Origin of the sequence: Achromobacter xylosoxidans (assembly GCF_001457475.1) — a bacterium.
GTDB classification, from domain to species: Bacteria; Pseudomonadota; Gammaproteobacteria; order Burkholderiales; family Burkholderiaceae_B; genus Achromobacter; species Achromobacter xylosoxidans.
The window spans coordinates 4473181-4490693 of the sequence record NZ_LN831029.1 but is presented as its reverse complement, the minus strand read 5'-3'; the positions used below and the strand labels follow the sequence as shown (position 1 = coordinate 4490693).

21 protein-coding genes are annotated in these 17513 nt (G+C 67.7%); 15 read left to right on the top strand and 6 right to left on the bottom strand.

What is annotated here, in order from left to right:
• Window positions 1–38: 38 nt before the first annotated feature.
• From AT699_RS20265 to AT699_RS20245, 5 genes are all read left to right on the top strand, one after another.
• Entirely contained in the window at window positions 39–1370 is a 1332-nt protein-coding gene (locus AT699_RS20265) for a hypothetical protein (RefSeq protein ID WP_024069645.1), read from the top strand.
• Window positions 1371–1372: 2 nt separating this feature from the next.
• Window positions 1373–2179, top strand: coding sequence for an alpha/beta fold hydrolase (locus AT699_RS20260; RefSeq protein ID WP_223821446.1), 807 nt, complete (start codon window positions 1373–1375; stop codon window positions 2177–2179).
• A 75-nt stretch (window positions 2180–2254) separates the two neighbouring features.
• Entirely contained in the window at window positions 2255–3400 is a 1146-nt protein-coding gene (locus AT699_RS20255) for an aromatic ring-hydroxylating oxygenase subunit alpha (RefSeq protein ID WP_006385414.1), read from the top strand.
• Window positions 3401–3412: 12 nt separating this feature from the next.
• Window positions 3413–4024 carry a LysE family translocator gene (locus AT699_RS20250; protein ID WP_020928582.1) on the top strand — a complete coding sequence of 204 codons (612 nt, stop codon included), beginning with the start codon at window positions 3413–3415 and terminating at the stop codon, window positions 4022–4024.
• A gap of 8 nt (window positions 4025–4032) precedes the next feature.
• Window positions 4033–4929: an alpha/beta hydrolase gene (locus AT699_RS20245; RefSeq protein WP_006385410.1), complete on the top strand. Its 897-nt coding sequence runs from the start codon at window positions 4033–4035 to the stop codon at window positions 4927–4929.
• 74 nt (window positions 4930–5003) lie between these two features.
• Here AT699_RS20245 and AT699_RS20240 read toward each other — a convergent pair whose 3' ends face one another.
• Window positions 5004–5819: a sulfite exporter TauE/SafE family protein gene (locus AT699_RS20240; protein WP_024069643.1), complete on the bottom strand. Its 816-nt coding sequence runs from the start codon at window positions 5817–5819 to the stop codon at window positions 5004–5006.
• Between the two features lie 100 nt (window positions 5820–5919).
• On the opposite strand from AT699_RS20240, the gene AT699_RS20235 reads away from it, so the two are divergent.
• On the top strand, window positions 5920–6690 hold the full coding sequence (locus tag AT699_RS20235; RefSeq protein WP_054437180.1) for an AraC family transcriptional regulator: 771 nt from the start codon (window positions 5920–5922) through the stop codon (window positions 6688–6690).
• Window positions 6691–6702: 12 nt separating this feature from the next.
• On the opposite strand, the gene AT699_RS20230 is transcribed toward AT699_RS20235, so the two are convergent.
• A complete protein-coding gene (locus tag AT699_RS20230) occupies window positions 6703–7134 on the bottom strand; it encodes a hypothetical protein (protein WP_024069641.1) in 432 nt (143 codons plus the stop codon).
• 413 nt (window positions 7135–7547) lie between these two features.
• Here AT699_RS20230 and AT699_RS20225 point away from each other — a divergent pair, with 413 nt between their 5' ends.
• Both AT699_RS20225 and AT699_RS20220 read left to right on the top strand, forming a co-directional pair.
• Window positions 7548–7751, top strand: coding sequence for a cold-shock protein (locus tag AT699_RS20225; protein ID WP_006385404.1), 204 nt, complete (start codon window positions 7548–7550; stop codon window positions 7749–7751).
• A gap of 40 nt (window positions 7752–7791) precedes the next feature.
• The gene (locus tag AT699_RS20220; protein WP_024069640.1) at window positions 7792–8070 is read left to right on the top strand and encodes a hypothetical protein; all 279 of its coding nucleotides are present in this window, start codon (window positions 7792–7794) and stop codon (window positions 8068–8070) included.
• Window positions 8071–8126: 56 nt separating this feature from the next.
• Here the strand turns inward: AT699_RS20220 and trhA are convergent, their stop codons facing one another.
• Window positions 8127–8771: a PAQR family membrane homeostasis protein TrhA gene (trhA, locus tag AT699_RS20215; RefSeq protein ID WP_045953616.1), complete on the bottom strand. Its 645-nt coding sequence runs from the start codon at window positions 8769–8771 to the stop codon at window positions 8127–8129.
• A 277-nt stretch (window positions 8772–9048) separates the two neighbouring features.
• Here trhA and AT699_RS20210 point away from each other — a divergent pair, with 277 nt between their 5' ends.
• The 3 genes from AT699_RS20210 (at window position 9049) to AT699_RS20200 (ending at window position 10986) form a co-directional block, all read left to right on the top strand.
• The gene (locus tag AT699_RS20210; protein WP_024069638.1) at window positions 9049–9231 is read left to right on the top strand and encodes a hypothetical protein; all 183 of its coding nucleotides are present in this window, start codon (window positions 9049–9051) and stop codon (window positions 9229–9231) included.
• A gap of 20 nt (window positions 9232–9251) precedes the next feature.
• Complete coding sequence (locus AT699_RS20205) at window positions 9252–10319, top strand: extracellular catalytic domain type 1 short-chain-length polyhydroxyalkanoate depolymerase (protein WP_024069637.1); 1068 nt, start codon at window positions 9252–9254, stop codon at window positions 10317–10319.
• Between the two features lie 154 nt (window positions 10320–10473).
• Window positions 10474–10986, top strand: a complete 513-nt coding sequence (locus tag AT699_RS20200; protein WP_024069636.1) for a DUF1993 domain-containing protein — start codon at window positions 10474–10476, stop codon at window positions 10984–10986.
• Window positions 10987–11033: 47 nt separating this feature from the next.
• On the opposite strand, the gene AT699_RS20195 is transcribed toward AT699_RS20200, so the two are convergent.
• Together AT699_RS20195 and AT699_RS20190 are read right to left on the bottom strand one after the other, a co-directional pair.
• Entirely contained in the window at window positions 11034–11537 is a 504-nt protein-coding gene (locus tag AT699_RS20195; RefSeq protein ID WP_006385398.1) for a VOC family protein, read from the bottom strand.
• Window positions 11538–11661: 124 nt separating this feature from the next.
• Entirely contained in the window at window positions 11662–12033 is a 372-nt protein-coding gene (locus tag AT699_RS20190; protein WP_006385397.1) for a DUF1428 domain-containing protein, read from the bottom strand.
• A gap of 169 nt (window positions 12034–12202) precedes the next feature.
• Between AT699_RS20190 and AT699_RS20185 the strand changes: the two genes are divergently transcribed.
• A complete protein-coding gene (locus tag AT699_RS20185; RefSeq protein WP_006385396.1) occupies window positions 12203–13177 on the top strand; it encodes a GlxA family transcriptional regulator in 975 nt (324 codons plus the stop codon).
• Window positions 13178–13252: 75 nt separating this feature from the next.
• Here the strand turns inward: AT699_RS20185 and AT699_RS20180 are convergent, their stop codons facing one another.
• On the bottom strand, window positions 13253–14641 hold the full coding sequence (locus AT699_RS20180) for an MFS transporter (protein WP_230846715.1): 1389 nt from the start codon (window positions 14639–14641) through the stop codon (window positions 13253–13255).
• A 183-nt stretch (window positions 14642–14824) separates the two neighbouring features.
• Between AT699_RS20180 and AT699_RS20175 the strand changes: the two genes are divergently transcribed.
• The 3 genes from AT699_RS20175 to AT699_RS31150 all read left to right on the top strand — a co-directional run bounded on the left by AT699_RS20175 (window position 14825) and on the right by AT699_RS31150 (window position 17508).
• Window positions 14825–15727: a LysR family transcriptional regulator gene (locus AT699_RS20175; protein ID WP_232254208.1), complete on the top strand. Its 903-nt coding sequence runs from the start codon at window positions 14825–14827 to the stop codon at window positions 15725–15727.
• Between the two features lie 183 nt (window positions 15728–15910).
• Window positions 15911–16723 (top strand): AAA family ATPase, encoded by an 813-nt coding sequence (locus AT699_RS20170; protein WP_006384270.1) that lies wholly within the window; start codon window positions 15911–15913, stop codon window positions 16721–16723.
• Complete coding sequence (locus tag AT699_RS31150; RefSeq protein WP_232254209.1) at window positions 16720–17508, top strand: SIR2 family NAD-dependent protein deacylase; 789 nt, start codon at window positions 16720–16722, stop codon at window positions 17506–17508. Before AT699_RS20170 ends, AT699_RS31150 begins: the two co-directional genes overlap by 4 nt.
• Window positions 17509–17513 lie beyond the last annotated feature (5 nt).

Here is a 17513-nt window from a genome sequence, read left to right as displayed (position 1 = left end):
ATCCTCAGACCGATTTCCACGACCCGTGGAGGATTTGAATGACTACCCTCGAATTGCAAGAGCAACCACAAGCCGCCGCCCCCGAAGCCCAGGGCACCGGCATCTGGCAGAAGACCGGCACGTTCCTGAACGAGGCGGCCGGCGTGCACGCCCGCCACCTGGTGCGCGTGCTGGACCGCTACAGCGCCGACCCGGCCGCCGTGGCCTCGCGCCTGCCGCCGAACCGCGCGCTCAACACCTGCTGCTTCTATCCCGAGCACCAGCCCACCCAGGTCATCCAGATGAACGTGGACGCCGACCTGGCCGGCAAGCTGCGCCGCGAACTGCGCCTGCAGGCCAAGGTGGCGGGCAGTTTCTCGGACACTTCGGTGGGCACCTATTTCCCGCTGTCCACCATGTTCGAGAACAGCGCGCTCTTCATCCCCTCGGCCAAGCGTTTCTACGACGACAACCAGGACAAGGTGATGGAGCACTTCCCGCAGGCGGCCACCACCGTGGTCAATGCCTTCGTGGTGCCCGCCGGCAAGAAACCCTACGGCACCCATTCGGCCAGCGGCATCGCGCTGCAGATCCCGTCGCTGGTCAAGAAGGGCCTGGGCTTTCCCAAGCACTACAAGAGCTTTCACACCGCCCTGACGCCGACGCCGATCACGCGCCAGCCCTTCGTCATCTTCGAGGACGCCGAGGTCGAGGCCCCGAACCTGAACTTCGTCTACATGAAGATGCTGGAGATGGACCTGGACGCCGAGGAGCGCGCCGCCGTCGACAAGGCGCTGTACCTGTACACCGAAGGGCTGCTGTCGGAAATCGACCTGCCTACGGTACGCGACTTCCTGATGGCCAAGTACTGGGAAAAGAAATACGCCGACAAGCCCTCGTCCGGCTGGTTCTGCGACTCCAAGGTGGGCCAGGCGCTGTTCTTCGACAACTACCGCGCCCACGCCGACAGCACCTTGCCGCAGGCCACCGAGGACCGCGTCACCATCGACTTCCGCTGCTTCTCCAAGGTGGAGTATCCGGCGGGCATGACCAGCGGCCTGGACTTCATCGTCGACCCCAAGGAGCGCGCCTACCAGACCAAGCGCAAGCGCGCCGGCATCGAGTTCCTGCTGACCGCGCTGGGCTACCACGACATCGACGAATTCCTGAAGATGATCTTCGGCACGCCCTACGGCCACATCAACCCGTTCGAGCTGCTGACCGACCTGCAGTTCGGCGTCTACAACAAGACCCGCCATCATCTGCTCGACCAGAACCTGGACGCGCACTACGAGCGGGTCGAGCGCCTGTACGAGCGGATCGAGCGCGACGGCGAATACGTGTTGCCGGAGCGCGCGCGCCAGTGCCTGGCGGCGATGGCGGGGAGTTGATGATGGCGGAAACCTCGCAAGATCCGGCCTTCGCCGCCATCCTCGACAAGTACTTCGCCATCACGCGGGTGCCGTATGACGCCTTCACCCGCGCGTTCCTGGGGCGCTGCCAGTCGTTCTCGGTGAAGGCCGACGGCGGCGTCTACAAGTACTACCGGCGCGGCGCCGGCCCCACCGTGGTGCTGGCGCACGGCATCCACAGCCACCTGGGCAGCATGGTGCCGATCGCCGAGCAGTTGCTGGACCTGGGCTACGAGGTGGTGCTGTTCGACATGCCGGCGCATGGCGAGGCCGCGGGCAGCGGCACCGACCCGGTGCAGGTGCGCGACTTCATCCGCAAGGTCTGCGCCCGGGTGGGCGACATCCACGCGGTGGTGAGCCATTCGCTGGGCGGGCTGTGGGCGCTGTCGGCCATGCACCAGGGGTTCCGCGCCGATGCCTTCGTCTCGATCTCGACGCCGTCCACCACGCGCTTCCTGGTCGAGAAGTTCGTCCAGCTCAACCAGCTCGACGCCGCGGTCGAGACCCGGCTCTGCGCCGAGCTGGAGCGGCGCTACGGCGCCTCGCTGTGGACCGACTATGCGCCCCGGCACATCGCCGGCGCGCTCGACGTGCCCGGCCTGGTCATCCACGGCGCCAAGGACGACTTCGTGCCGCCGGCGCATGCGCAGGAACTGTATGACGCGTGGCCCGGCGCCACGCTGGAGATCGTCGATGGCGCGGGCCACTTCGAGATCCTGGGCCTGGCCGCCGTGGGCAAGCGGGTCGGCGCCTATCTGCGGGAGGTGCCGGTGGCCGCCGCGGCATGAGCGGCCCGCCCCGGCGCCGGCGGGGCCGGGGCGTCTTTTTCCATAAAACGCTTTTGACAGGACTTGGGATCTCAGATGAAACACGCGACGCAAGTAGAAACCCTGCGCAAGATGTTCAAGCTGCGCGAAGTGGACCGCGACGAGGACATGCTGGGCCGGGTGGTGCAAGTGCCGGCCAGCGTCTATATGGACAACGCCGTGCTGGAGCGCGAACTGGAAACGGCCTTCCGCGACTATCCCCTGGTGGTGGGCGCCTCGACCCAGGTGCGCGAGCCGGGCTCCTACCTGCTCAGCCCGTGGGACCGACTGCCGTTCGTGGTGGTGCGCGACAAGGGCGGCGCGCTGCGCGCCTTCCTCAACGTCTGCCGCCATCGCGGCGCGCGCCTGGTGTCGGGCAATGAGAAGGAACTGAAGTTCTTCACCTGTCCCTTCCATGGCTGGGTCTACGGCCTGGACGGCGAACTGAAGGGCGTGACCAAGCCCTATAACTTCCCCGACCTGGACTGCGGCAAGCACAAACTGGTGGAGCTGGCGGTGACCGAGCGCTCGGGGCTGGTCTGGCTGCATCCGACGCCGGGCGCGACCATCGACCTGGACGCCAGCCTGGGCGCCGACATGAGCGAGGAGATCGCCGGCTTCAAGCTCGACGAACTTTCCCTGCACAGCCGCAAGGTCAGCACCCTGAACGCCAACTGGAAGCTGCTGCTCAAGACTTACCTGGAGCGCTACCACGTGCCCATCCTGCACAAGAACACCATCGGCCCGGTGTTCGAGAAAGGGGTGATCGCGCACTTCGAACACGGCCTGCACATCCGCATCGCCGCGGCCAAGACCAACCTGATGGACGCGGCCGCCGCCGACCCGCAGTCGTGGCGCATCCTGGACTACGCATCGGTGTTCTACACGCTGTTCCCCAATACCTTCCTGATCAACCACGCCAACATCGTCTCGCTCAATTCCTTCTATCCGATCGCGCCCGACAAGACCATCTGGACCCACGACATGCTGTACCGCGAGGCCGATTACGCCGGCGAGGAAGGGCAGGCGACGCTGGCGCAGCGCTTCGGCAACATCGACGCGGTGTTCCATCGCGAGGACTTCGGCATCGTCGAGGGCGTGCAGGCCGGCCTGCACTGCGGCGCCAACCCGCAGCACACGCTGGGGCTCGAAGAGGGGCTGCTGGGCATGTTCCAGCACAACATCGACCGCGTGACCGCCTGACGGAGCCGCGCCATGACCGGCATCGATTGGGTCTTCGTTTTGGGCACGGCCGCCATCCTGCTCACGCCCGGTCCGACCAACACCCTGCTGGCGGCCGCGGGGCTGGCGCAGGGGTTTCGCCGCGCCGCGCCGCTGGTGGGTTTCGAACTGGCCGGCTACCTGGTCGGCATCACGGCGTGGGGCCTGTTCCTGGCGTCGGCGCAGGCCGTTTATCCCTGGATAGGCATCGTGGTGCGCGTGGCCAGCAGCCTCTACCTGGCCCACGTCGCGGTCAGGATCTGGTGCGCGGCGGGCGAGGATGTGACGACGCGCAAAGAGCCCATCGGGCCCTACGCGCTGTTCATCGCCACGCTGCTCAACCCCAAGGGCCTGGTGTTCGCGTCGACCCTGTTCCCGCCGCATGCGTTCGAGCACATGCCGGGCTACCTGGCCGCGATGGCGCAGTTCATCTGCCTGCTGGCGCCGATCGCGTTCCTGTGGATCAAGTTCGGCGCCGTGCTCGCCGGGCAGCGCATCGGCTTCATCAACCCGGAACGATTGCAGCGTACCGCCGCGCTGGTAATCGGGGTATTCTCTGTATCGATTGTTGGGTCCGCCGTTCGCTTGTCTCTGCTACCAGGATGAAACGACGTATGACGACTGAAAACAAGCTCTCCGCCGTTGCCGCCGCCGACACGGGCGCCGCGCGCAAGCCTCGCAAGAAACCCTTCCTGGCCAGCGCCATCGGCGCCGTGTTCGGCTTTGCCGGCACCGTGGCGCCGGGCGCTACCGCCAAGGTGGTGCAGAAGCTGCTGTTCACGCCCACACGGCTCAAGCCCTCCGAGCCCGGACGCAGCGTGCTGGCGCAGGCGCGCGCCGAACCGCATGAGATCGACGGCCAGACCGTCTACTACTACGTCTGGGGCGACAGCGGCCCGCGCGTGCTGCTGGTGCATGGCTGGGGAGGCGACGCCGCGCAGATGACGGCCTACGTCGAACCCCTGCGCCAGCGCGGCTGCCAGGTCGTGGCCATCGACATGCCGGCCCATGGCCGCTCCACCGGCAAGCAGGCCTCGGTGCGCCACTTCGAACCCTGCGTGGCCCACGCCGCCCAGGCCTACGGACCGTTCCATGGCGTGATCGCGCATTCGCTGGGCGCGGCCGCCGTCACCTTTGCGCTGTCGCGTGGCTTTACCGTCGAGCGCGCGGTGTTCCTGGGGCCGGTCAGCCGCTACGACAGCGTCTGGGAATATTCGCGGCGCATGATGAACCTGCCGCCCAAGGTCATGCCGCTGGTGCTCAAGCGCGCCCAGGACTGGCTCGGCATCACCTTTCCCGAGATGGAGCCGGCGCGGCTGGCGCCGTCCATGACGACGCCGCTGCTGATCGTCCACGACCGTGCGGACCGCGAGAGCCCCTACGAGGATGCCGCCGTGCTGGCGCAGGCCTGGCCGGGCGCCGAACTGGTGGCCACCGAGAAGATGGGACACACCCGCGCGTTGCGCGATCCCGCGCTGGTGGCGCAGGTGGCGGCTTTCGCCGCGCAATAGCGTCGCCCTGGCGCGCTTGGAGCGCGGGGCGCGCCGGCCCGCGGCACGGCGCGTCGGACGGGCCGCGCGGCCGTTCAGGCCAGCGCCATGCTCAGCAGCACCAGCGCCAGCAGCGCCACGTACACCCGCGCATGCAGCCGGTCCGGGATGCGCGGGATCAGCGGCGCCGCCAGGCGGATTCCCGCCAGCGACCCCAGCGCCAATGCCGCGAAGGCCAGCAGGTCCACGTAGCCGATGATCCACGGCGCCAGCGGCGCGGGCAGCGCGCGCGCCGCCGCCATGTAGGCCAGCGTGCCGACAATGGCCACCGGCAGCGTCAGCGGATTGGCCATGGCCGCGGCCTTGGCCATGGCCAGGCCGCGCCGCCGCAGCAGCGGCACCGTCATCACGCTGCCGCCCACGCCCAGGAAGGTGGCGATCACGCCGATCACCACGCCGCCGCCCACGGTTACGCCCTGGCCCAGCGGCCGAGCCGCCTGCGCCTCGTGGCGCGCCATGAAGCCCTGGCGCAGCAGGCAGTCGAGGATGGTCACGGCCAGGTAGGCGATGAAGGCATAGCGCACCACGTCGCCGCTGGCGCGGGTGGCGGCCCAGGCGCCCAGCAAGGCGCCCACGCCGATGAAGCCGGCCAGCGGCCAGACATAGGCGCGCACGATGTTGCCGGCGCGCTGGTGCTTGCGGGTGGCGGCCACCGAGTTGACGATCATCACGCAGGTCGAGGTCGCCACCGCGATGTGCATCGCGGCCTGGCCGATGGCGTCCTGCGCGCCGTGGGTGGCGGTCAGCACGCCATACAGCACCGGCACCACCACGAAGCCGCCGCCGAAGCCGAACAGCACCGTGGTCACGCCGCTCAGGGCGCCAAACAGCGCCAGGGTCACATACAACATCGCAAACGTCCTTTCCGAGCAAAACGCCACGATAGGGCGGGGCGCGGTGGCTCGCTTTCGGGGATTGGACAATAATGTTCGCATTCCGGCCAATCCCGCCATGCGCAACACTCACATCGACCTGCACGACCGCCTGGACCGCGAGGTGGTCGCCATCGGCAACGACTATCCGCCCGGCCATCTGCTGCCGGCGCACACGCATCGCCGCGCCCAGCTGCTGTACGGCGCCACCGGCGTCATGCACGTGGCCACGCGCGACGGCAACTGGGTGGTGCCGCCGCAGCGCGCCGTCTGGATTCCCGCCGGGCTGACGCACCAGGTGCGGATGCAGGACGTCAGCACCCGCAGCGCCTACATCGAGCCGGGCGCGGCGCGTGCCGCCAGCACGGCCTGCGAAGTGGTGGAAGTGTCGCCGCTGCTGCGCCAGCTGCTGCTGGCCGCGGTGGACATGCCGGCGCGCTACGACGTGGCCGGCCGCGACGGCGCGCTGGCGGCGCTGCTGCTGCACGAAGTGGCGCGCGCGCCGGTGCTGCCGCTGCACATCCCGCTGCCGCGCGACAAGCGCCTGGCGCCGCTGTGCCGCGCCTTCATCGCCGCGCCCGACGTGCGCCAGTCGCCCGAGGCCTGGGCCGAGCGCCTGCACATGAGCCCGCGCACCTTCAGCCGCCACTTCCGCCAGCAGACCGGCATGGCGTTCTCGGCCTGGCGCCAGCGCGCCTGCGTGGTGCTGGCGCTGGCGCGGCTGGCGGCGGGCACGCCGGTGACGGCCATCGCGCTGGATTTCGGCTACCAGAGCCCGGCGGCATTCTCGACCATGTTCCGGCGCGTGCTGGGCCGTCCGCCCACCGGCTACCTGCAACAGCCCGAGTGAATGACGCGGACGCTAGCGCCGCAGCTTCATCGACACGTCGGTGTGCGTGCCACGGTCCAGGTCCGCGCCCAGGGATTGGCTCCAGTCTGGTAGCTTGAGCAATTCGTTGCCGGTTTCGCCCGCTTCGATGCGCCGCGCGATGTCATCGAGCAACTGCGTGCGGTTGGCAAATCCGCGTCCCTGCAGGCCGCGCGCGAACAACCGGTAGGTCAGGTTGGGTTCGACCCCCTTCATCACCCCGAGATTGAGGATGCGGCCATGTTCGTCGCGCAGCAGCAAGTGGCCTGGGCGGGCGTAGATGCGGTAGATGCGCCAAGGCGAGGCCACTGCGGCATGGTCGCGCGGCGCGGCCGGCCGCGTGGCGGGGGCCGGCGGCGTCGCGGGCGGGAGCAGTTTCACGCAGGCGTTGGCGAATCTGGCGATGGACCTTCTGATGACGCTCACGTGCGCTCCGCGACAGGCGCGCGCGGCGGTTGGGACGATTGCGCCGGGGAGCGCGGGGGGGTGCGATGCGCGGCGGGCGCCGCGTGTTTGCTGTGGTCATGGCGCATGGGCGTCGTCCTCCTGTATGGCGATACGGCGAGGTGACGCGCGTTCAAGCACCATGTCCGCAGGATACGCGCTTTCTCGCGCGCTGACGGCGTCTCCCGCCACGAAAGTGATTCAGGACATCACGGCCGCCCTAATTGGAAACACCCGTTGACTTTCCGGGGCTGGGCACCCATAGTCGATTGAAGCTGTTCGAGCATCGTGATTTTCGTCCGGTATCGCACCCTCCCAGGGGCGCCTCATTGTTCGCTATCCTTTCCTTGACTGGCTCTTTCTCGGGCAGCGCCCGTCATGCAAGGAGTGGAAATATGGAAACCGGAATCGTGAAGTGGTTCAACGACGCCAAGGGCTTTGGCTTCATCATGCCCGAAAATGGCGGCAAGGATCTGTTCGCGCATTTTTCTGAAATCGTCGGCGACGGCCATAAGGCTCTGGTCGAGAATCAGCGCGTCAGCTACGTCACCGCGCAAGGCGCGAAAGGCCCTCACGCAACGCAGATTCGCGCAATGTGAGCGCAGGCCCCCACGGCCCGTATCTCGGATGGGAGCGAACATGTTTCATAACAACATGGTCTACAAGGGTTACCGGCTGACCGCCAATGTTTCCCGCATTTCCGTGGATGGCAGCGGCAGGCCCGCTTTCACCGCGACCGTGGCGGTGGAGCTGGCCGCCGAACAGGATCGCCGCAACGACCACCACGTCGTGGTGCCCTTGTTCGCATCAGGCGGCTCTGTCTCCAGCCCCGTCATGGCGGTGGATGCGGCCATCCACCATGGCCGCTTGCTGGTGGACAGCCACGCGCGCTCCGCCAGCGCGGCGCTGCAACGGTAGGCCCGCCTTCGTAACCAGCCGCGATCGCGCCGACCGGCGCGGCGGGGCCGCGCTGCCTACGCCGCGTACCACAGCACCGCGAAGAAATGGCACACCGTGCCCGTCAGCACGAACAAGTGCCAGACGAAATGCGCATAGCGCCAGCGGTTGTCGAACACGAAGAACACCACGCCGCCGGTGTAGGCCAGTCCGCCCGCCACCAGCCACCACAGGCCGCCCTCGGGCACCCGTTCCAGCAGCGGCTTGACGGCGATGATGACCAGCCAGCCCATGGCCAGGTACAGTCCGGTGGAGATCGCCGGCCGGTTGAGCCGCTTGCTGGCTTTCAGGCCCACGCCCAGCAGGGCCAGCCCCCACACCAGCCCGAACAGCGTCCAGCCCCACGGCCCGCGCAGCGCGCCCAGCGCGAACGGCGTATAGGTGCCGGCGATCAACAGGTAGATGGCCGAGTGGTCGAGCACGTTGAAGAGGCGCTTGGCGCGGTTTTCGGGCAGCGCGTGGTAGATGGTGGAGGCCAGGTACAGCAGGCACATGCTGGCGGCGAACACCGCCGCGCCGGCGATGAAGGCGGCGTCGCCCTGGCGCGCGGCGGCGACGATCAGGATGGGGGCGGCGGCCAGCGCGCCGGCCGCGCCCAGGCCGTGGCTGATGGTGTTGGCGATTTCTTCGCCCAGGGTCTGGCGGCGGTCGTTCGGGAACATGGTTTGCTGGCGGCGCGTGGCTTGGATTCTCAGGGTTTCCACCATAAGGGTTTTGGGCCGCCACCTCAAGCCGGACCGCCGCGCGCGGGGGGATGGCTTGATTTTCTGCAAACCGCATCGCCGCCGGCATGCCTCAGGAGCATCGATGGAAAGTTACTGTGTGATACATTTCACACGCTCGATCAGCCGCCCGCAGAGGCGGCGCTTTTGCTGCATGGCGTTATCGAGGGCAGCGCATCCGGCGGGCCCGCAAGACTCTTCAAGGGGAGGCTCTTCTATGATTCCGGCAATCGGCCTGATGGTTGGGGCGTATATCATCACGCGCATGACCGCGATGTTGACCCAGCCTGGCACCAGCAAAGTCCTCAAGGTACTTTCCCTCATCACGATCGCGGTGGCGCTGGTGTCCTGTCTGGACCTGTTGACCGGCAGCGCGGCGATCCCGCCGGGCCGGTTCTGACGGGATTTCCAGCCCGAACCATGGCGCGCAGTCTGACCCATCTCTTTTTCAATGCCGCAAAGAAGCTGAGCAAGATCCAGCGCGCGGCCTTGCGCATTGCCGCGCCCCGGCGCGCCCGCAAGCGGTCCGCCCCGGCGCGCCAGGCCGTGGTCCGTTCCGGCGCGGCCAGCCCCGCGGCAGCCAATCTGGGCGGTGGCCGCTGGGAGGCCTCGCGGCAGTTTTCCGACGCCCATGGGCGGCGCCTCACGTTCGCCCGCTATACCCCGCCGGCCGCGCCGCGCCAGGGCATGCCGCTGGTGGTGATGCTGCATGGTTGCCGCCAGACCGCGCTGGCGTTCGCGCGCGGCTCGCGCATGAATCAATGGGCCGACGCGGGCGGCTTCATGGTGCTGTATCCGCAGCAGTCGATGACGCGGCAGGTGCAGCGCTGCTGGCGCTGGTTCCAGCCCGATTCCCTGCATGGCGGCGCCGAGGCCGACCTGATCGCCGCCTTGATCCGGGCCGAGGTGGCGCGCCATGGCCTGGATCCGCAACGTGTCTACATCGCCGGCCTGTCGGCGGGCGCCGGCATGGCGGCGCTGGTGGCGCTGCGCCACCCCGCGCTGATCGCCGCGCTGGCCATGCATTCCGGGCCGGTGGTGGGAGACGCGCACAGCGCCACGGCCGGGCTGCACACGATGCGCCGCGGCACGCTCAGGCCGCTGCTGCCGCTGGTGCAGGCCGTGGCCGACCCGGCGCTGTTCCAGCTGGGCATGCCGACCATGATCCTGCACGGGCAGATGGATCCGGCGGTGGCGCCGCGCAACGCCCGGCAGTTGTTCGAGCAGTTCCGCGCGGTCAATGGCCTGGCGCCGGACGAGCCCACCGTCGAGCGCGTGCTCGGCCTGGGGACCGAAAAGGCCTACCGCCGCGTCGACCTGCTGCGCGACCGCAAGGTGGTGCTGCGGTTGTGCGAGATCACGCGGGTCGAGCATGGATGGAGCGGTGGCGATGCCTCGGTGCGCTATCACGCGCGCAGCGGGCCGGATGCCTCGGCGCTGGCCTGGCGTTTCTTCCAGGGCCAGCGGCGCGTGCTCGTGTCTTCCTAGGACCTGTTGGCGCCATTGTTCAGGAAGCGGAAACAGACATGTCGCCTCGCCCGTCGCGCGCGTGCCATGGCGCGGCGGTAACATCGCGGCACGCCCGCGATCCCCGGCGCCGTTCCGGTCGCCGGCCAGGCAAGCCTATTCGGAACTTCCCATCATGTCCCTGTCCATTTACCAGGCCTCGGTGCCTGTCTTCATTCGCGGCCTGAGCGTCCTGGCCACATTGCTGGAAAAAGGCGCGGCGCACGCGGCCGCCAATGGCATCGATCCCGCCGAGCTGGTCAATGCCCGGTTGGCGCCGGACATGTATCCCTTGTCCGGCCAGGTGCAACGCGCCAGCGACGCGTCCAAGTTCGCCGTGCAGCGCCTGTCGCAGGTCGAGTCGCCGCGCTTTCCGGACGAGGAAACCACCTTCGAGCAGCTGCGGCAGCGCGTCGCCGACACGATTGCCTACCTGCGTTCGGTGCCGGCCGACAAGCTCGACGGCGCCGAAGACCGCAGGATCACGCTCAGCTTCGGCGAGTTCAAGCCCGAATTCCAGGGCGACGCCTACTTGCTGACGTTCGCGCTGCCGAATTTCTACTTTCACATCACCACCGCCTACGACATTCTGCGCCACGCCGGCGTGCCGATCGGCAAGCTGGACTACCTGGGCCCATACCCGGCCTGACGCCGGGCGCGCGCGCCGGCGGCGCGCCGCCGACCGCGCATTGCCATTCAACCCGGCTTGCGGGCCGGATCGCCGCAGCCTTCCATCGGGCCCATCTTGGCCATGTTCGCCTGGATCTCCTCGGGCGTCAGGTCTTCCTTGTGGGTGGCGATGGACCAGCGGTGGCCGAACGGGTCCACCACCTGGCCATAGCGGTCGCCCCAGAACATGTCGGCCGCCGGCATGGTGACCTGCGCGCCCGCCGCCACCGCCTGCTTGATTGCCGCGTCGACGTCTTCCACGTACAGGTGCAGGGTCACCGGCGTGCCCTTGAGCGCCTTGGGTCCCAGGCTGCCCCACTCGGGAAAATCGTCCATCAGCATCACCACCGAATCGCCGATGCGGATGGCCGCGTGCATCACCTTGCCGCCTGGACCGGGCAGGCGCGCCAGTTCCTGCGCGTCGAAGGCCTTGCGATAGAACGCGATCGCGTCCGAGGCGCCTTCGCACACGATGTGCGGGGTCAGAGTGTGCATGCCGTCGGGAATCGCCTGCTTTGCGGGGGTCGCCATGATGTGTCTCCGAAATTCCTGGATGAAAGTTGCTCGTGGAAGGGGCGGCGCGCCTGCGCGAACCTGCCCGTCCTTGTCCTACGACGAACGGAGGCCGCCGGGATCGACACGCCGTCCGGTTTTTTTACTGGGCGCGGGCCGATTTGCCGACCAGCGTGGTGAATCCGCCCCAGCACATGCGTTTGAAGTCGAACACGCCTTCGCACGACACGCTGTTCAGGCGCGGGTCGGCCATGACCTTGGCGTTGATGCGGTCGCGCTCGGCCTTGCTGGTGAACACGATCCACGAGAACACCACCGTCTCGCCTTCGCGCGCGCTGGCCGCGGCGCTGAACGAGCCGAAGCCTTCGCCGTCGATGTCGTCCGCCACGCATTCGCGATATTCCAGCGCGCCGTTCTCCAGCCAGATCGAGCCGGCCAGATCGGCCATCTTGCGGTAGGCCTCGAGGTTGGCCTTGGGGACGCTCAACAGGTAACCGTCTATGTACTGTTCCATCTGATGCTCCTTGATTTGGTGTTGTTGTGGGCCCCGGCGCGGAACCCGCCAGTCCGCGCGGGCCATGTCGGCAGCGATGCCGGCAGATGTCACTGTATCGGGATCGGCGGCGCTTTCAGATAGGCGTTTGCGACATTCTTGAGGGTGGATTGCGACAGGCCGCAGGCGTATGCTTGGCGGCATGAAAAACATCGCGTTCCTGCTGCCCAGCGGCGCCAATATCGCTTCGCTGGAAACCGCCCGGCACGGCTTTCTGGTGGCCAACGAATACCTGGCCGCGCAGGGGCGGCCGGCACGCTTCACGGTGCGCACGCTGGCCGCCACGCGCCAGGTCAGCCTGGACGACGGCCGCATCACCGTGCAGGCCGACCTGGTGCTGGACGAGGCCCGCGATATCGACATCTGCATCGCGCCGCCATTGCTGGGCGCGGTGTCCGACGCGGTGCTGTCGAACCGCGATCTCATCGAGTGGCTGTCCCGCCACTACCGCGGCGGCGGCGAAGTGGCCAGCCTGTGCCTGGGCGCGGCCTTGCTGGCCGCCGGGGGCCTGCTGGACGGCCAGCAGGCGGTGGTGCATTGGGCCGCGCGCAATCTGTACGCCAACCTGTTTCCGTCGGTCGACTGGAGCTGCGACCGCGTGGTCCAGTCCGGCAACGGCATCTACACCAGCGGCGGCGCCTTCTCGGCGGCGCACCTGGTGCTGCACCTGATCGAGAAATACACCGACCGCGACACCGCCATCTGGTGCGCCAAGTACTTCCAGCTGGACTGGAGCCGCCAGAGCCAGCTGCCGTTCTCGGTGTTCATGGGCCAGAAGTCGCACGCCGACCAGGTGGTGCGGGCGGTGCAGGATTTCATCGAAAGCCGCTACACCGAGAAGATCACCGTCGAGGACCTGGCCGACCGCCACGCCATGGGCCGCCGCACGCTGGAGCGGCGCTTTCGCCAGGCCACCGGCAACAGCATCGTCGAATACGTGCAGCGGGTGCGGGTCGAGGCCGCCAAGAAACGCCTGGAAAGCTCGCGCAAAAGCGTGGCCGAAGTGATGTACGAGGTCGGCTACAACGACACCAAGGCCTTTCGCGACATCTTCAACAAGTACTGCGGCATGTCGCCGGTGGGCTACCGCGAACGCTATCAATGACGGCGGGCGGCGTTGCCGCAAGCCGGAGGCCGCGCGGTTCGCCGGAACGCGCGGCGCCCGGCCTGGGCCTGGCCGCTACGAGGCCGCCAGGGCCTGGCGGGTCCGCCGCGCCAGGCGTTCGAGCAGGGCGCTGCTCAGGCAACCGGCCAGCGCGAACGCCACCGCCACCCACAAGGCCCAGGTGGCGCCGCCGCGGGCATTGAAGGCAAAGCATGCCGCCACGAACGCCGCGCCCATGGTCTGGCCCAGCAGCCGCGCCAGGCCGGACAGGCCGCTGGCCACGCTGGCGCGGTGCGCCGGCACGCTGAACATGATGAAGCGCTGGTTGGGCGACAGGAACAGCCCGAACCCCGTGCCGCACAACGCCATGGGCAGCATCACCGCCCACATCGGCGCGCCGGCCGGCAGCCCGCTCACGGTCAGCAGGCCGGCGGCCAGCAGCGCCAGGCCGACCGCGCCCAGCAGGCTGGCGGACATGCGGTCCGACCACCTGCCCGAGAACGGCGCCAGGCAGGCCCCCATCACCGGCCAGGGCGCGATCAGCATCCCGACTTCGGCGATGCCGCGGCCGAGCGTCTGGTTCAGCAGGAACGGCAGCGCCACCATGGCGGCGCCCTGCGCCGCGAAGGCCAGCACGCACACCAGCACGGCCATCGAGAAGGGCGCCAGGCGCAGCAGGTCCAGCGGCACGATCGCGTGCGCGCTCAGGCGTTCGCGGCGCAGCAGCAGCGCCCAGCTCAGCGCGCAACATGCCCAGATCAGGGCCGTGCCCCAGTCCGGTTGCGCCGCGCGTTCCAGGCCCTGCACGGCCAGCCCGAACGCCAGCGCGCACAGCACGGCCGCGCCGGCGTCGAGCGCCTTGCCATCGCCGGGCAAGCGTGGCAGGTGCCGGCCGGCCAGCATCAACGCCACCAGGCAGAAGGGCACGTTCACATAGAACAGCCAGTGCCAGCTCAGCACCGTCAGCATCGCCGACGCCAGCACCGGCCCGCCGGCCAGCGACGCCGCCGCGATCATCGCGTTCAGGCCCATGCCGCGGCCCAGTTCCTCCTTGCGATAGATGGCGCTCACCAGCGCCATGTTGCAGCCCATCAGCGCCGCGGCAGCCAGGCCCTGCGCCGCCCGCGCCGCTTCCAGCGACCACAGCGACTGCGCCGCGCCGCACCAGACCGAGGCGGCCAGGAACAGCCACAGCGCCGGCAGGAACACCCGCCGGTGCCCGATCTTGCCCGCCAGCGCGGCAAGCGGCAGCATCGTCGCCACCATGACCAGCTGATAGACGGTGACCACGCCGATCACGTCGGCCGCGCCGACGCCCAACTGCGACGCCATCGACGGCAACGCCGTGTTGGTCATGGAGGTATCGAGCGTCGCCATCGAGATCGACAGGGACACGGCCAGCATCGCGTAGCGGCGCGCGGCGGGAGTCAGGGGGGCGGGGGAGGAAGCGGGGGAAGCTGGCATCGCGGACTGAAGGGGGAGACAGAAAACGGGAGGCGGAAAAGACGGTGGCAGGTGGAACAGACGGTCCCAGTATGAAAGCCGCGCTTCTTGCGGTGAATAGCAAAATCCGGAAAGCAGCCTTGCAGATATGAAATACTGGAATCGTTTAGGATCGCCGCGGAGCGCGTCGAAAGCGAGGGCAGAGTGAACCGATCGGAAGGCATGGCGCTGCTGGTGGCGGCCGTGGACCAGGGCAGTCTCAGCGGCGCTTCGCGCGTCAGCGGGATTTCATTGGCGTCCGTCAGCCGGCGCATCAGCGCGCTGGAGGAGCGCGTGGGCACCCGCTTGCTGGTGCGCTCGACCCGCGCCCTGCGCCTGACCGAGGCGGGGCAGCGCTATTACGCCGAGGCCAAGCGCCTGCTGGCCGAGATGGACGAACTGGAAAGCAGCATGCGGATCGACGCCACCGAGCCCTCGGGCCGGCTGCGCGTGACGGCGCCGACGCTGTATGGGCGGGTGCACCTGCAGCCCTTGCTGGCGAAGTTCCTGATGCAGCACCCCAAGGTCGCGCTCGACCTGCATTTGCTGGACCGCCCCGTCAACCTGCTGGAAGAGGGCATCGACCTGGCCGTGCTGGTCGGCGAACAGCCCAGCTCCAGTCTCGTCGCCCGGCGCCTGGGGTCCATCCGCTGGGTGCTGAGCGCCTCGCCCGATTACCTGGCGCGGCGCGGCATCCCTCACAGCCTGCAGGACCTGGCGCAACACGATGGCCTGGTGTACAGCCACCTGGCGACGGAGGATGCGTGGACGCTGATGGACAAGGGCAAGCCCACCATCGTGCGGGTGGCGACCCGCATGCGCTCGAACACGGTAGATGGCGTCGTCACGGCCGCCGCCGCAGGCGCCGGCATCGTCTATGCGCCCGCCTGGGCCATCGCCGACCACGTTGCGGCGGGCCGCCTGCGACCCTTGATGGTGGCTTCGGAAACCCCGCCCCGTCCGGTGTTCGCCTTGATGACGCACCAGCGGCTGATGGCCGGCAAGGTACGGTCGCTGGTGGAGTTCCTGGTGGAAAAACTGCGGGAAAAGTCCCTCAACGAGCTGTGACCTGGCACCCGCGAGTGGCGTTTTCCCCCGCAGGCCGGCGTTCAGAGGCCGTCCAGCAGCGCCTCGCCGGTCTCGCTCGCCGACTTGCCCTGGTTGACGGCATCGGTCAGCGTCGTCACGAACCCCGTCAGCACCAGCTTGGTGTCGGGATCGGACAGGCGGATTGAGCCATGTTTTGTCCGAATGACGTCACAGAATGCGCTCCTGTTGAAATCCTCGGAGCAATTTGTGAACTCGCCAGAATTCTTGCCGCCGGAAGCGGTATGCCAGGACGCGGTGCTGGAACCGCATCAGATCGACCAGCTCAATACCAGTATTCCTTCTTCGGAAATCAGTCATGCCCTGGTCCGGTTGAACTGCAAGCGGATCGCCTTGCATGGCCCATCGGGTACGGGAAAGACAACGTTGGCGCGCTGGTTGGCGGCTCAGCTCGGACGGCCTTTGTTGATCGTGCGCACAGCGGATCTCCTGCCGACCGCTGGCGCCCAACGGATCGCTGCCATGACGTCCCAAGCGTGCCATCAAGGCGCCGTCCTGCTATTGGAGGACGCGGATTTTCTGCTGCACCGGGGGCGTCCTGGCAGAGAGATATGGGAAGTGGCGCTTGCGCACGAGGTCGAGTCCGCGCTGGGCAAATATCAAGGTGTCGCCATTGCATCGAGCAGCCTTTGCGAAGTGCCGGATCCGGGCTCGTTGCGGCAGTTCGAGATGAATATCCGCGTCGATTATCTGAGGGAGGAGGATGCCTGGACGCTGTTCATGGAAGCCGCCGCCAGCTTGAACATTGAAGATCTGCTGACGGTGGCGCCGCGCGAGCTTGCCCGGCTTTATCTGCTTGCACCCGCGGATTTCGCTAGCGTTGTGCGGCAGGCGAGGTTTCGACCTGTGAAAGACCTGCGCGAACTTTACGTCCGCTTGTATGCGGAGTTCAGCCTGAAACTGCGGCCTTGGGAGCGACTTGGGGCTTTGCGCTCGCAGGCGCGGGGCATGGCATGAAACATCGCAAGCTTCGTCTGTCGTGTGAATTGCTGAATATGCTGCGTGCACCCCGAGAGGTCGTTGTCATCACGGGTTCGGGATTGGGGGTCGCCAGCGGCCTGCCTGCCAGCCGCGACGGCCTTGCTGGCCTTTGGAGCCGGCATGACCCGCAAGATCTGGCCACGGCCGAAGGATTCAGGCGTGATCCCGCATCGGTATGGGCGTGGAATTCGGACCGTCGGGTGCGTGCCAGTAGGGCGATGCCAAATGCGGCGCATCGGGCGATAGCGGAATTGGCGAAAGTCGTCCCGTTGATGACGGTCATTACCCAGAACGGCGACAATTTGCACGAGCGCGCGGGAACACGGCGTACGATCTATCTACATGGCCGATTGGATGATGCCTGGTGTCCTGCCTGTGGGGTTCCTCACGTTTCTCAACCCTACGGCAACAACTCTGCCAATCGATCGCCCAGACCCGCCCATTCGGCGCCTCCTGCATGCCGGCTCTGCGGGGCATTTGTGCGTCCCGGCCGTCTCTGGCATGGAGAAAGGCCGCAGGCAGCATTGTGGAGGACTTGCTACATCGTGGCCACGTCCGCGCATCTTGTGCTGACCGTCGGTACGTCCTGCCAATCCCCAGCCGCGGCCGAGCTCTGTTATGCGGCGCTGGCGGCGGGTGCGAAACTGGTGCAGATCAATCCAAATCCGACCCCAATGGATCGATTGGCCTCGCATAATTTGCGCGGCAAGGCCGAAATTCTCCTGCCCTTGCTTCTTACATACGGGTGGCCCGGCACCTGACTGTG

Bases quoted from the DNA above. Each gene is read 5' to 3' on its own strand.
- AT699_RS20265 (WP_024069645.1), top strand. From the start codon at position 39: ATGACTACCCTCGAATTGCAAGAGCAACCACAAGCCGCCGCCCCCGAA.
- AT699_RS20260 (WP_223821446.1), top strand. From the start codon at position 1,373: ATGGCGGAAACCTCGCAAGATCCGGCCTTCGCCGCCATCCTCGACAAG.
- AT699_RS20255 (WP_006385414.1), top strand. From the start codon at position 2,255: ATGAAACACGCGACGCAAGTAGAAACCCTGCGCAAGATGTTCAAGCTG.
- AT699_RS20250 (WP_020928582.1), top strand. From the start codon at position 3,413: ATGACCGGCATCGATTGGGTCTTCGTTTTGGGCACGGCCGCCATCCTG.
- AT699_RS20245 (WP_006385410.1), top strand. From the start codon at position 4,033: ATGACGACTGAAAACAAGCTCTCCGCCGTTGCCGCCGCCGACACGGGC.
- AT699_RS20240 (WP_024069643.1), bottom strand. From the start codon at position 5,819: ATGTTGTATGTGACCCTGGCGCTGTTTGGCGCCCTGAGCGGCGTGACC.
- AT699_RS20235 (WP_054437180.1), top strand. From the start codon at position 5,920: ATGCGCAACACTCACATCGACCTGCACGACCGCCTGGACCGCGAGGTG.
- AT699_RS20225 (WP_006385404.1), top strand. From the start codon at position 7,548: ATGGAAACCGGAATCGTGAAGTGGTTCAACGACGCCAAGGGCTTTGGC.
- AT699_RS20220 (WP_024069640.1), top strand. From the start codon at position 7,792: ATGTTTCATAACAACATGGTCTACAAGGGTTACCGGCTGACCGCCAAT.
- trhA (WP_045953616.1), bottom strand. From the start codon at position 8,771: ATGTTCCCGAACGACCGCCGCCAGACCCTGGGCGAAGAAATCGCCAAC.
- AT699_RS20210 (WP_024069638.1), top strand. From the start codon at position 9,049: ATGATTCCGGCAATCGGCCTGATGGTTGGGGCGTATATCATCACGCGC.
- AT699_RS20205 (WP_024069637.1), top strand. From the start codon at position 9,252: ATGGCGCGCAGTCTGACCCATCTCTTTTTCAATGCCGCAAAGAAGCTG.
- AT699_RS20200 (WP_024069636.1), top strand. From the start codon at position 10,474: ATGTCCCTGTCCATTTACCAGGCCTCGGTGCCTGTCTTCATTCGCGGC.
- AT699_RS20195 (WP_006385398.1), bottom strand. From the start codon at position 11,537: ATGGCGACCCCCGCAAAGCAGGCGATTCCCGACGGCATGCACACTCTG.
- AT699_RS20190 (WP_006385397.1), bottom strand. From the start codon at position 12,033: ATGGAACAGTACATAGACGGTTACCTGTTGAGCGTCCCCAAGGCCAAC.
- AT699_RS20185 (WP_006385396.1), top strand. From the start codon at position 12,203: ATGCTTGGCGGCATGAAAAACATCGCGTTCCTGCTGCCCAGCGGCGCC.
- AT699_RS20180 (WP_230846715.1), bottom strand. From the start codon at position 14,641: ATGCCAGCTTCCCCCGCTTCCTCCCCCGCCCCCCTGACTCCCGCCGCG.
- AT699_RS20170 (WP_006384270.1), top strand. From the start codon at position 15,911: ATGACGTCACAGAATGCGCTCCTGTTGAAATCCTCGGAGCAATTTGTG.
- AT699_RS31150 (WP_232254209.1), top strand. From the start codon at position 16,720: ATGAAACATCGCAAGCTTCGTCTGTCGTGTGAATTGCTGAATATGCTG.